Source organism: Thioalkalivibrio denitrificans, assembly GCF_002000365.1.
Taxonomy (GTDB): domain Bacteria; phylum Pseudomonadota; class Gammaproteobacteria; order Ectothiorhodospirales; family Ectothiorhodospiraceae; genus Thioalkalivibrio_A; species Thioalkalivibrio_A denitrificans.
The window spans coordinates 73,595-85,682 of sequence record NZ_MVBK01000057.1 but is presented as its reverse complement, the minus strand read 5'-3'; the positions used below and the strand labels follow the sequence as shown (position 1 = coordinate 85,682).

At 65.4% G+C, this 12,088-nt stretch carries 9 protein-coding genes and 1 tRNA gene; 3 read left to right on the top strand and 7 right to left on the bottom strand.

Going from position 1 to position 12,088, the window contains the following annotated elements; translation table 11 throughout:
• Window positions 1–96: 96 nt before the first annotated feature.
• On the bottom strand, window positions 97–1,377 hold the full coding sequence (locus B1C78_RS10105; protein WP_077279038.1) for a nucleotide sugar dehydrogenase: 1,281 nt from the start codon (window positions 1,375–1,377) through the stop codon (window positions 97–99).
• A gap of 194 nt (window positions 1,378–1,571) precedes the next feature.
• Between B1C78_RS10105 and B1C78_RS10100 the strand changes: the two genes are divergently transcribed.
• Window positions 1,572–1,648, top strand: a tRNA-Arg gene (locus tag B1C78_RS10100).
• A gap of 84 nt (window positions 1,649–1,732) precedes the next feature.
• A complete protein-coding gene (locus tag B1C78_RS10095) occupies window positions 1,733–2,158 on the top strand; it encodes a hypothetical protein (protein ID WP_077279037.1) in 426 nt (141 codons plus the stop codon).
• A gap of 15 nt (window positions 2,159–2,173) precedes the next feature.
• Here B1C78_RS10095 and B1C78_RS10090 read toward each other — a convergent pair whose 3' ends face one another.
• The 3 genes from B1C78_RS10090 to B1C78_RS10080 form a co-directional block, all read right to left on the bottom strand.
• Window positions 2,174–4,342, bottom strand: coding sequence for a RelA/SpoT family protein (locus tag B1C78_RS10090; protein ID WP_077279036.1), 2,169 nt, complete (start codon window positions 4,340–4,342; stop codon window positions 2,174–2,176).
• Between the two features lie 117 nt (window positions 4,343–4,459).
• The gene (locus B1C78_RS10085) at window positions 4,460–6,955 is read right to left on the bottom strand and encodes an ABC transporter permease (protein WP_077279035.1); all 2,496 of its coding nucleotides are present in this window, start codon (window positions 6,953–6,955) and stop codon (window positions 4,460–4,462) included.
• Window positions 6,952–7,650: an ABC transporter ATP-binding protein gene (locus tag B1C78_RS10080; RefSeq protein ID WP_077279034.1), complete on the bottom strand. Its 699-nt coding sequence runs from the start codon at window positions 7,648–7,650 to the stop codon at window positions 6,952–6,954. Before B1C78_RS10080 ends, B1C78_RS10085 begins: the two co-directional genes overlap by 4 nt.
• Here B1C78_RS10080 and B1C78_RS10075 point away from each other — a divergent pair.
• Window positions 7,649–8,314: an arylesterase gene (locus tag B1C78_RS10075; RefSeq protein ID WP_077279033.1), complete on the top strand. Its 666-nt coding sequence runs from the start codon at window positions 7,649–7,651 to the stop codon at window positions 8,312–8,314. The two genes, B1C78_RS10080 and B1C78_RS10075, sit on opposite strands and share 2 nt — an antisense overlap.
• Before the next feature lie 28 nt (window positions 8,315–8,342).
• On the opposite strand, the gene B1C78_RS10070 is transcribed toward B1C78_RS10075, so the two are convergent.
• The 3 genes from B1C78_RS10070 to parC form a co-directional block, all read right to left on the bottom strand.
• Window positions 8,343–8,537 (bottom strand): DUF3330 domain-containing protein, encoded by a 195-nt coding sequence (locus B1C78_RS10070; protein ID WP_077279032.1) that lies wholly within the window; start codon window positions 8,535–8,537, stop codon window positions 8,343–8,345.
• Between the two features lie 94 nt (window positions 8,538–8,631).
• A complete protein-coding gene (gene htpX, locus B1C78_RS10065) occupies window positions 8,632–9,519 on the bottom strand; it encodes a protease HtpX (RefSeq protein ID WP_077279031.1) in 888 nt (295 codons plus the stop codon).
• Window positions 9,520–9,784: 265 nt separating this feature from the next.
• Window positions 9,785–12,034: a DNA topoisomerase IV subunit A gene (gene parC, locus B1C78_RS10060; protein ID WP_077279030.1), complete on the bottom strand. Its 2,250-nt coding sequence runs from the start codon at window positions 12,032–12,034 to the stop codon at window positions 9,785–9,787.
• Between the last annotated feature and the right edge of the window lie 54 nt (window positions 12,035–12,088).

Genomic DNA, 12,088 nt, shown 5'->3' with positions numbered 1-12,088 from the left:
AAATATTGGGGCTAGCCCGCCATCCATCTACCGTGGCCGTCGATCTGTGTGCTGTGGCCGAATGTACATACTGCGAACGATGGTTGGAGATGCGCGTTAAAGACTCCAGTATGTGTGGCCGGGCGGCAAGTCTTCCGGCTGCATGGCGGACTTCACATCCACGAACACCCCACCATCCACCAGCATGTCGCACAAACCGCCGGGACCGCGCTCGACGTAGACCCGATGCGGCACAGCCAGGATCAGGCCGTCCAGGTCGTGGGAGGCGTCCAGGGACGTGAGTTCAAGTTCGTACTCGTGACGGGCCTCGTCGGCATCCGCCAGGGCGTCGTGGATCAGCGGCTCGATGCCGAACTGGCGGAGTTCCTTGACGATATCGGGTACGCGCGAGTTGCGCAGATCGGGCACGTTCTCCTTGAAGGTCAACCCGAGGACGCCCACCCTGCCCTGCTTCACGGGGCGGTCCTGCTCGATGAGCATCTTGACGAGCTTCTGGGCGATGTAGGCCCCCATGCCGTCGTTGATGCGGCGCCCGGCCAGGATCACCTGGGGGTAGTAGCCCACGGACTTGGCCTTGGTGGTGAGGTAATAGGGATCCACCCCGATGCAGTGACCGCCCACGAGACCCGGGCTGAAGGGCAGGAAGTTCCACTTGGTGCCCGCGGCGGCCAGCACGTCCTTGGTGCGGATTCCCAGCCTGTCGAAGATCAGGGCCAGTTCATTCATGAGGGCGATATTGAGGTCGCGCTGGGTGTTCTCGATGACCTTGGCGGCCTCGGCCACACGGATGGTGGGCGCCCGGTGAATGCCAGCGGTGACAATCTTTTCGTACGCCCCGGCCACGCGATCAAGCGTCTCGGCATCCTCGCCGGACACCACCTTCACGATGCGCTCAAGGGTATGCTCCCGGTCGCCCGGGTTGATGCGCTCCGGCGAGTAGCCGAGCTTGAAGTCCTTCCCCTGTTCGAGCCCGGACAGCCGCGCCAGTATGGGGCCGCAGACCTCCTCGGTGACACCGGGGTAGACGGTGGACTCGAACACGACGACAGCCCCGCGCGAGAGCACCCGGCCAACGGTCTCGCAGGCGGAGATCACCGGGCGCAGGTCCGGCTGGCGATTATCGTCGATGGGCGTGGGTACCGTGACCACAAAGAAGGTCACGCCTTCCAGGTCGGCGGGATCGGTCGTATAACGGATGGAGACGGCTTCCAGCTCCTCCGGGGTCACCTCACCGGTGAAGTCGTGGCCGCCGCGCAGGGTGGTCACCCGGCGCTCGCTGATATCGAACCCCACGGTGTCCGGGTAATGCCTCGCAAAACCCAGGGCCACGGGCAGCCCCACGTAGCCGAGGCCGATCACACCCACCTTCTCGCTCATTCCATCCGTTCCTTGTGCCGGCTGTGTCGAGGCGAACGATAGCCGAAAGCGCAGGACGGGGCAAAGGCATGGGGCTGGCCGTGCCCGCCACGCCAAGGGCCAGGCTCCCGGGCGGCGGCCAGACCCTCCGCAAGACATGGCCCGACTTTGTCCGGGATGGCCCGAATCGGGTATCCTCCCGCTCTCCTCTACACGCCCCGATAGCTCAGCTGGATAGAGCGTCCCCCTCCTAAGGGGAAGGTCTCAGGTTCGAATCCTGATCGGGGCGCCACCTTCCCCCGTGCTTGTCTGGACCCGCCCTGTTCGTGGCATGATGAATCGGTCCCCGGGAGCCTGTCCGGGGGGAGCGCGTGCCATGAAGGTCACGGAACGATTCGAGATGGGTAAGCCGCTGCGCCGCGAGCCTTCCATGCTCCGGGCCGATACCTACAATCGCGCGCGACTGCTGCTGTCCGAGAGTGGTCAGGAGGCCCTGTTCGTCCCAATACGCCCCATGCAATACCTGGCAGTCATCCAGGCGGGGGAGTTCGTTTTCGTCGACGGCCTGGGCCCCCGAGTGGTGCAATTCATCTGGCACCGGTTTCGCACCGGCGAAAGGCAAGCGCTCACGGACCCGGTCGCGTTCGAACTGGTCTGCTTTCGCCCCGATGCCGGAGAGATCGTGCAACGCCTGCACGTGGAGTTGTCCAGGGCACTGGCCCTGCAGGCATCGCGGCGACGCAGACCTGCCCCGACAGGCACGGTGCTGCCTTTCAGGCGCCAGCCGGTGTCCGACCGGTGAGACTAGTGTCGTGAGTCAGGTGGCGATGCGGCGCACGCTGGTCACGTTGGGCAACGCGCCCAGCTTGTCCATCAGCGCGCTCAACTGCGCGCTGCCCTCCACTTCCAGCGTCAGCTCCATGGTCACGGTCTGGTCCGTGCGGTCGGTGCGCGTGGTGGCTGAAAGCACGTTGATGTGGTCGTTGGCCATGACCCCCGTGACATCCCGCAACAGGCCCTGGCGGTCGAAGGCCTCGATGCGCACGTCCACCGGGTAGGCCCGGGGCTCGGCACCCCATCCCACCTCGACCAGGCGCACCCGCTTCTCCGCCGGCATGCGCAGGATGTTGACGCAGTCCCGCCGGTGGATACTGACGCCCTTGCCGCGCGTGATGAAGCCGATGATGGGATCGCCGGGCACCGGCCGGCAACAGCGGGCGATCTGGGTGAGCAGATTGCCCACGCCGCGGATGTGGATCTCGGACTGGTCGCCGCGGGCCGGTTTCGGGGCACGCTTGCGGCGCCGGGTGCTGACCAGCGATTCCACCGCAGGCGCGACAGGCTGGAGGGCAGCAGCCAACTGGGCCGGACTGATGTCACCGCTGCCGACGGCCACCAGGAAATCCTCCCGGTTGGAGTGATGAAACCGCCGCGCCAGCGCATCGAGATCCGGCTGGCTCACACCCATGCGCTGACATTCCCGCTCCACGATGCCGCGCCCCTCCGCAAGATTGCGGTCATGATCCTGGAGCTTGAACCAGGAACGGGCCTTGGCGCGGGCACGCGAGGTGCGCAGGTAGCCCATGCTGGGGTTGATCCAGTCCCGGCTTGGTCCGCCCTGGCGGGTGGTGAGCACCTCGATCCGCTGGCCCGAGCGAAGCGTGTAGGTCAGCGGCACAATGCGCCCGTCCACCTTGGCGCCCCGGCAGCGGTGGCCCACCTCGGTGTGGATGGCATAGGCGAAATCCAGGGGGGTGGAGCCCTTGGGCAGATCCACCACATCACCCCGGGGCGTCAGCACGAAGACACGGTCCTGGAACAGCTCCGAGCGGAAACTGTCCATCAGCACTTCGTCGTCCTCGCGGTTATCCAGCAACCGGCGCAGCGATCCGATCGCACGCGCCATGGCCAGGTCCTCACGTCCGCCTTCCTTGTAGCGCCAGTGGGCCGCGACACCCAGCTCGGCGAAATCGTCCATCTCCTGGGTGCGGATCTGCACCTCCACCACCTTGGCCTTCGGCCCGATCACGGCCGTATGCAGGGACTGGTAGCCGTTGTCCTTGGGATTGGCGATGTAGTCGTCGAACTCCTGGGGAATGTGCGGCCAGAGACCGTGTACCACCCCCAGCACCGTGTAGCAGGTGGAGATGCGGTCCACGATCACGCGCACGGCACGAAGGTCATACAGCTCCTCGAAATCCAGCTGTTTGCGCTGCATCTTGCGCCAAATGCTGTGGATGTGCTTCGGCCGCCCCAGGACTTTTGCGTCGATTCCTTCGGCCGACAGCGCGGATTCCAGGCGCCCGGTGAAGTCGAGGATATAGGACTCGCGTTCGGTGCGGCTTTCCTCCAGCAGTTTCGCAACCCGGCGGTATTCGTCGGGTTCGAGAATGCGGAAGGAAAGATCCTCCATCTCCCATTTCAACTGACCGATACCCAGACGATGCGCCAGCGGTGCAAACACCTCCAGCGTCTCCCGTGCATAGGCTTTCGCTTCCTCGTCGGGCTCGCGCGCCATCAGGCGCAGGCGCTGCACCCGGTAGGCGAGCTTGATGAGCACGGCGCGGACGTCTTCCACGACGGCCAGCAGCAGCCGGCGCAGGCGCTCGGCCTGCTCCGGGCCTGCCGCCGCGCCGGGGGTTTCCTCCTTGAAGGTGAGCATCCAGTGCACACTGCGCACCAGACCCGCCACCGAGGCCCCGAAACGCTCGCGCATCCCCGCCTCGGAAAGGCGCCCGTGCATGTAGGCGTCCAGCAACAGGGTGGCCACCAGGGTCTCCCGGTCCACGCCCAGCAGCCGCAGCGTCTCGGCCACGTCCAGCGCAACGGGGCGCCGCAGATCGTCGCCACGGTAGGCCGTGGCCAGCTTGAGCGCCTCGGACAACGCCGCGTCCGACGCGTCCCCCTGGGCCGGACCGAAGCGCGCCTCGAGTTCGTGCAGCGGGGCACCGGAGACATGCTTCTTGTGGTAGTGGGAGTGTTTCATAAAAACAGAGCCAAGATACAAGAGCCAAGATACAAGGGGAAATCCAAAGACAAAGGGCGGCTGCGCCACCCCGCGGCCTTTGATTCATCCTTCATCCTTCCACCTTCATCCTTCTGCTCACACGCCCTTGCGCAGGGTGAGCAGCGGCGGTTGACGCAGCACGCCTCTTGCCCCGAGCCAGCCGGCCAGGCCGACGCCGGCCGCACCGCCACCGACGCCGACGATCCACAACCACGGATTGACCGCGAAAGGCAGGTCGAAGATCTGCTGGGCGAGCACGTAGCCTATGAGCGTGGCCCCGGCTGCGGCCAGCACCCCGGCCAGCAGGCCCATGACCATGAACTCGGCAAGCAGCCCGGCCAGCACGTGACGGCGGCCGGCCCCCAGGGTGCGCAACAGCGCCGTCTCCTGCTGGCGCACATCCCGCGTGGCCTGGATGGCCGCGAACAGCATCACCACGCCGGCGAGCAACGTAAACAGGAACACATACTCCACAGCCAGGGAGGCCCTGTCGGTGATGGCGCGCACCCGCTCCATCAGCACGCGCACGTCCAGCACCGTGACATTGGGAAACTGACGCACTGCGGCCGCAAGGAGCCCGTCACCGTCGTCGTCCAGCCGGAAACTGGTGATGTACGTGGCGGGCATTTCGGTCAGCAGCTCCGGTGGCGCCACCACGAAGAAATTCACATTGAACGAATCCCACTGCACCTTGCGCAGGTTGGTGACGGTACCCTCCACCGTCTCCCCGGCAACGCGGAAGCTGAGTGTGTCACCCAGCTCGATGCCCAATGTCGTAGCCAGCCCATCCTCCACCGACCATTGCCGGGGATCGTCCCCCGCCCGCCACCAGCGGCCCTCGACGACGTGGTTGCCCGGCTGGGGCGCATCCCTGAAGGAGAGATTGAACTCCCGGGCGGCCAGCCGCTCGGCGCGGGGGTTGTCGTAGTCCTCCGGATTCACGGCCCGTTCATTGATGGCGATGAGCCGGCCGCGCACCATGGGATGGTAGACCGGCTTTGCCAGCCCGCGGGACTCGAACAGCGCCTGCAGGGGTTCCACCTGATCCGGCTGCACGTTGATCATGAACTGGTTCGGTGCGTCATCGGAGAAGTTCTGCTCCCACGCGGCGAGCATGTCCACCCGCACCAGGGCCAGCAGCAGCAGCGCCATGATTCCGAGACCGAACGCGGAAAGCTGCACCGCGCTGAGGCTGCCGCGGCGGGCCAGGTTGGCCAGGCCGAAACGCAGCGCCACGCCGCCCCGGGTGCGAAGCGGTCTGAGCAGCAGGATCAGACCCCAGGCCGCGCCCCAGAGCACCAGGCCCGTGATCAGCGCACCGCCCAGGACACGCCCCACCAGGCGCAGGTCCCCGATCTGCCACATGAGCAGCACCGCCAGGGTGAGGAACGCAAGACCGAGCACCAGCCACACGGACGGCGGTGGGGCGCCCAGTTCACGGCGCAGCACCCGAAGGGGTGGAACGCGCCCGACGCGCAGCATGGAGGGCAGGGCAAAGCCGACCACCGTGATCAGACCGATGGCCAGGCCCGAGAACACGGGCCACGCGGAGGCCGCGGGCAACCCGCCCGGAAACCACACACCCAGCAGACGCGTCAGCACCGTCTGGGCGGCGAAACCCGCGAGTACGCCGGCCAAGCTGGAGAGGATCGCAATCCACAACAGCCGCAGCGCAAACACCCGGACCACGAAGGCCCGGCTGGCGCCCAGACAGCGCATGACGGCGCCGGCATCGGCCTGACGTTCGCTGTAGTAGCGCGCCGCCACCCCGATGGCACCGCCAGCCAGCAACACCGCCACCAGTGCCGCAAGCCCCAGGAACTGCTCGCCTCGCTCGATGGCCATGCGCAGCTCCGGGCGGGCGTCACGGATCCCTTCCAGGCGCTGGTTGGGTTCGAGGCGCTCCGCGGCCCAGGCCCGATAGGCGTTCACCGCCGGTTCGTCGCCGGCCACCAGCAACCGGTGGTCCACGCGGCTTGCCGGGGTGACCAGGCCCGTGGCCGGCACGTCCTCGACGTTGAACATCACGCGCGGGGCCAGCAGGAACAGGGCGCCGCCCCGGTCGGGTTCATAGGTCAGTACACGGGCCACCCGAAGTTCCGTCTCGCCGACCTGCAGGAGATCCCCCGGTTCAAACTCCATCTGCTGGAACAGCCGTGCCTCCACCCACACCTCGCCGGGGGCGGGGCCCTGCTCCATCTCCTCCTCGGACCCGAAGGGCTGCTCCGAGGTACGCAGCCGGCCGCGCAGGGGATAACCGCCATCCACCGCCTTGAGTTCCGCGAGCTGTGCCGCATCCCCGAACAACACCACGCTCGGGAAGGTGACGAAGCGCGCCGTTTCAAGACCGTGTGCCTGCGCTCCTTCCCGCAGGGCCGGTTCGATGGGTTCGGGAGAGACCACCACCAGGTCCGCGCCCAGCAGTTCGCTGGCCTGCAGCAGCATGGCCCGCTGCACCTTGTCGGCAAAAAAGCCCACCGACGTCACCGCCGCCACGGCAATAACCACGGCCAGGGCCAGCACCTGCAATTCCCCGGCGCGCCACTCCCGCATCAGCGAACGCAGGGAAAAACGAACGGCCCCTGCCTTCATTGGGCCTCCAGGACACCGTCGCGCAGAAACAGGCGGCGGTCGCAGCGTCCGGCCAGTTCCACGTCGTGGGTCACCATCACCAGTGCCGTGCCCAGGGCCTCCTTGAGTTCGAACAACAGCCCGATGATCTGATCACCCGTGACCTGGTCCAGGTTTCCGGTGGGTTCGTCGGCGAACAGTACGCGGGGGTTCGGGGCAAAGGCCCGGGCAATGGCGACGCGCTGCTGCTCGCCACCCGAAAGCTGGCTCGGGTAGTGATGCACCCGCTCCCTGAGCCCCACGCGCTCCAGGGCCTCCAGGGCCGCGCCGCGGGCATTGCCCGGATGCTCGCCCAGTTCCAGCGCCAGCATGACGTTCTCCAGGGCCGTCAGGGCCGGCAGGAGCTGGAAGGACTGGAACACGAAACCCACCCGCCCCGCGCGCAGGCGGGCGCGCACATCCTCATCCAGCGCCCGCAGTGATTCGGACAACAGGCGAACTTCTCCGCCGCTTGGCAGATCCAACCCTGCGAGCAGCCCGAGCAGGGTGGACTTGCCGGAACCCGACGCGCCGAGGATCGCCACCGCTTCCGATGGCGCAACGCGCAGGTCCACGCCCTTGAGGATATCCAGGCGCCCGCCCGGCCCCTGCACGAACTTTGTCAGCCCCTCGGCTTCCACCAGTGCGCCATTGAGCGCGTTAGAATTCGACCCCATGAAACGCCTTCTCCTGTTGCTGATCCTGCTGATTCCGCTACCGGGCCTCGCCTCCGGCGAACGTCCCACGCTGATGGTACTGGGCGACAGCCTGAGCACCGCTCACGGCTTCGCCGAACGCGACGGTTGGGTTGCCCTGCTGGAACGCCGCCTGGCCCAGGACGATTTGCCCTGGCAGGTGGTCAATGCCAGCGTCTCAGGTGAAACCACCCGTGGCGCGCTCACTCGCCTCCCCCGGGCCCTGGAACGCCATGACCCGGCACTGGTGATCATCGAACTGGGAGGCAATGACGGCCTTCGGGGCGTGCATCCGAACCAGATGCTGGCTGAGATGCGCGACAACCTCGCCCAACTGGTCCGCCTGAGCCTGGACCATGGCGCCGACGTGTTGCTGCTGGGAATGCACCTGCCTCCCAACTACGGCAGCCATTTCACCGAGAGGTTCCACGACATCTATCACCAGGTGGCCCGGGAGTTTGACGTGCCCCTGGTGCCGTTCTTTCTGGACGGTGTCGCCGAAGACCGCTCGCTCATGCAGGCCGACGGTATCCACCCCACCGCCGAAGCGCAAGAGCGGATGCTGGAAAACGTCTGGGAGGTGCTGGACGGGATGGTCAGTTGTCCCTCGTCAGTGGTCAGTTGCAGACCGACAACGGACAACTGACTACTGACTACTGACTACTGACTACTGACTACTGACTATCATCAGCCTTGTCATCGTCCAGCTTGATCAGCCCGCGGCGCCAGAGGTCGTAGCACTCGAGGCCACAGAAATGCTGCACGTACTCATCTTCCTCCACGCTGTGGGACTCGTGGGATGGCAATTCGCGCAGGCAGATCTCGCAGGCGATGAGCTCGGGCTCAGTTGGATGCGGCTTGTTGGCCATGGGTGACCCTCACGTCTATCAGGGTTCTCTACAGCATAGAACAAAAAGGCCGCCCGGGGGCGGCCTTGCTGCAACTCATTGAATAAGAGGCGTTTTACCTCTGACCCGTCTTGAGCGCCATGATGCGCTCCTCCAGCGGCGGGTGGCTCATGAAGAGCTTCTTGATGCCCTGTGCCATGCCCCCGCGGATACCGAAGGCGGCAAGCTGGTCGGGCATCTGGCTGGGCTGGTGCACCGCCCGCAGCTTTTCCAGGGCCGAAATCATCTTCTCCCGGCCGGCCAGACGGGCGCCGCCCGCATCCGCCCGGAACTCACGCTGGCGGGAGAACCACATGACGATGATGGACGCCAGGATGGCAAGAATGATCTCCGCCACGATGGTGGTGATCCAGAAACCCGGACCGTGACCGCGCTCGTTCTTGAAGACCACCCGGTCCACGAAATGGCCGATCACCCGGGCAAGGAAGATCACGAAGGTGTTCACCACGCCCTGGATCAGCGCCAGGGTGACCATGTCGCCATTGGCCACGTGACTCACTTCGTGGCCCAGCACCGCCTCCACCTCGTCGGCATTCATGCGATCCAGCAGTCCGGTGCTCACCGCCACCAGCGCGTTGTTCTTGCTCATGCCGGTGGCGAATGCGTTGGGATCGGGCGAGTTGAAGATGCCTACCTCCGGCATGCCGATGCCCGCCTGGCGTGCCTGTCGCTGCACGGTCTCCACCAGCCACTGTTCCGAGCTGTTGCGGGGCTTCTCGATGATATGCACGCGCATGGCCCGCTTGGCCATCCACTTGGAAATGGCCAGGGAGATGAACGAACCGCCGAAACCGAACACCGCCGCGAACACCAGCAGGGCGTTGAGGTTCAGGCCGGTACCGGTCTCATCGAGGATGCGCTCCACACCCAGGATGCGCAGGGTGATGCTCAGCACCACAATGATGGCCAGGTTGGTGGCCAGGAACAGGAAAACGCGCTTCATCGTCTCTCCGATGTATTCAGTTCAGAATCCGGAACCGCGATATTAGATAGGGTCAAAGGTGAAAAATTCAACCTTCGTCCTGTGTCCGGGGACGGGGGAGACTGCCAGGAAAGGCCTTAAGCCACAGAGGGCACAGAGGACACAGAGATAAAGGCCACTTCGTTGGATGTTGCGGTAGATAGCCAGCGGTTCGGACCTTCCGCCGGTGGCGCTTACGGATTTCCTCTGTGACCTCTGTGCCCTCTGTGGCTGACCTTTCGGGTCTTTATCCCTCCACCTTCAGTGCTTCCACCTTCTGGAACCCTCTGGGCAGCTTGCGGCCGCGCTTGCCGCGCTCCCCGGCGTATTCGTCCACTTCGGGGCCCTTCATGGTCTTGAACTTCCTGCCGGCCACCACGGTGAGGGGCTCTCCGTCCTGGACGAGGGTGATCGCGGCCACCCACTCCTGACGGGTCTTGAGCCTTGCGGTGGGCACGTTGATGATCTTGTTGCCCTTGCCCCGCGCCATGCGCGGCAGTTCGGCCAGCGGCGTGACCAGCAGGTGCCCTTCGCTGGTGGCGGCACAAATCCAGTCCTGCTCCAGGTCTCGAACCCTCACGGGCGGCAGCACCCGGGCACCTGCCGGCACCGTGAGCACCGCCTTGCCCGCCTTGGTGCGGCTCTGCATGTCCTCCAGGGAACACACGAAGCCGTAGCCGTGATCGGTGGAGAGCAGGAACAGGTCCGAGGGGGCACCCATCATCACGCCCACGAAACGCGCCCCGTCGGGCGGAGAGAGGCGCCCGGAGAGGGGCTCGCCCTGCCCCCGTGCGGAAGGCAGCGTATGGGCCGGCAGGGTGTAGGTGCGCCCGGTGGAATCGATGAACACCGCCGGCTGGTTGCTGCGCCCGCGGGCAGCCGATAGGAAGGCGTCGCCCGACTTGTAGCTCAGGCCCTCGGCATCCACCTCGTGGCCCTTGGCGGCGCGCACCCAACCCATCTTCGACAGCACCACGGTGAGCGGTTCCGTGGGCACCAGTTCCGATTCGTCCATGGCCTGGGCGGCGGCCCTTGCCACGATGGGCGATCGGCGCTCGTCGCCGAACTTCTCGGCATCGGCCCGGATCTCGTCCCGGATGAGCCGCTTGAGACGCGTGTTGGAGCCGAGCGTCTTCTCCAGTGCAGCCCGCTCCTTCTCCAGTTCGTCCTGCTCGCCGCGGATCTTCATCTCCTCGAGCCTGGCCAAATGCCGCAGCTTGAGTTCCAGGATCGCCTCGGCCTGGGTGTCCGTGAGGCCGAAACGTTTCATGAGCACCGGTTTCGGCTCATCGTTCTCACGGATGATGCGGATCACCTCATCGATGTTCAGATAGGCGATCAGCAGGCCTTCGAGGATATGCAGCCGGGCCAGCACCTTGTCCAGGCGCCATTGCAAGCGCCGGCGCACGGTCTCGGTACGAAAGCTCAGCCACTCCCTGAGCAGCGCAGGCAGGTTCTTTACCTGCGGTCGGCCGTCCAGACCGATCATGTTCAGGTTCACGCGATAGCTGCGTTCGAGATCCGTGGTGGCGAACAGGTGCGCCATGAGCGCCTCCACGTCCACCCGGTTGCTGCGCGGCTGGATCACAAGCCGCGTGGGGTGTTCATGATCGGACTCGTCGCGCAGATCCTCCACCATGGGCAGCTTCTTGGCATTCATCTGTCCCGCGATCTGCTCCAGCACCTTCGAGCCCGAGACCTGATACGGCAGCGCGGTAATGATGATGTCGCCGTTTTCACGCTCGTAGCGCGCGCGCATGCGCAGCGCGCCGTTGCCGGTCTCGTAGATCTTCCGGATCTCGGCCCGTGGCGTGATGATCTCCGCCTCGGTGGGAAAATCCGGCCCCTGGATGTGCTCGCACAACTCCGCCACCGTGGCCTTCGGATTCTCCAGCAGATGCACACAGGCCGCGGCCACCTCGCGCAGGTTGTGGGGCGGGATATCCGTGGCCATGCCCACGGCGATGCCGGTACCACCATTGAGCAGCACGTTGGGCAGGCGCGCCGGCAGCACCTTCGGTTCCTCCAGGGTACCGTCGAAGTTGGGAATCCAGTCCACGGTGCCCTGCCCCAGTTCCGAGAGCAGGAGTTGTGCATAGGGCGAAAGCCGCGACTCGGTGTAGCGCATGGCGGCAAACGACTTGGGATCGTCCGGCGAGCCCCAGTTACCCTGCCCGTCCACGAACGGATAGCGGTAGGAAAACGGCTGGGCCATGAGCACCATGGCCTCGTAACAGGCCGAATCCCCGTGGGGATGAAACTTGCCCAGCACGTCACCCACGGTTCGCGCCGACTTCTTGTACTTTGACGCCGCCGAAAGCCCCAGCTCGCTCATGGCATAGACGATGCGCCGCTGCACGGGCTTCAGGCCGTCGCCAATGTGCGGCAGCGCCCGGTCGAGGATCACGTACATGGAATAATCCAGGTACGCCTTCTCGGTGAAGTCCTTCAGCGGCAGCCGCTCGGCGCCTTCCAGGTTCAGATCAAGACTGCTCATGGTGCCTCAAGTAAAAATCTTTGACAGGATTAACAGGATTTTTGAGGATTCACA

Bases quoted from the DNA above. Each gene is read 5' to 3' on its own strand.
- B1C78_RS10105 (WP_077279038.1), bottom strand. From the start codon at position 1,377: ATGAGCGAGAAGGTGGGTGTGATCGGCCTCGGCTACGTGGGGCTGCCC.
- B1C78_RS10095 (WP_077279037.1), top strand. From the start codon at position 1,733: ATGAAGGTCACGGAACGATTCGAGATGGGTAAGCCGCTGCGCCGCGAG.
- B1C78_RS10090 (WP_077279036.1), bottom strand. From the start codon at position 4,342: ATGAAACACTCCCACTACCACAAGAAGCATGTCTCCGGTGCCCCGCTG.
- B1C78_RS10085 (WP_077279035.1), bottom strand. From the start codon at position 6,955: ATGAAGGCAGGGGCCGTTCGTTTTTCCCTGCGTTCGCTGATGCGGGAG.
- B1C78_RS10075 (WP_077279033.1), top strand. From the start codon at position 7,649: ATGAAACGCCTTCTCCTGTTGCTGATCCTGCTGATTCCGCTACCGGGC.
- B1C78_RS10080 (WP_077279034.1), bottom strand. From the start codon at position 7,650: ATGGGGTCGAATTCTAACGCGCTCAATGGCGCACTGGTGGAAGCCGAG.
- B1C78_RS10070 (WP_077279032.1), bottom strand. From the start codon at position 8,537: ATGGCCAACAAGCCGCATCCAACTGAGCCCGAGCTCATCGCCTGCGAG.
- htpX (WP_077279031.1), bottom strand. From the start codon at position 9,519: ATGAAGCGCGTTTTCCTGTTCCTGGCCACCAACCTGGCCATCATTGTG.
- parC (WP_077279030.1), bottom strand. From the start codon at position 12,034: ATGAGCAGTCTTGATCTGAACCTGGAAGGCGCCGAGCGGCTGCCGCTG.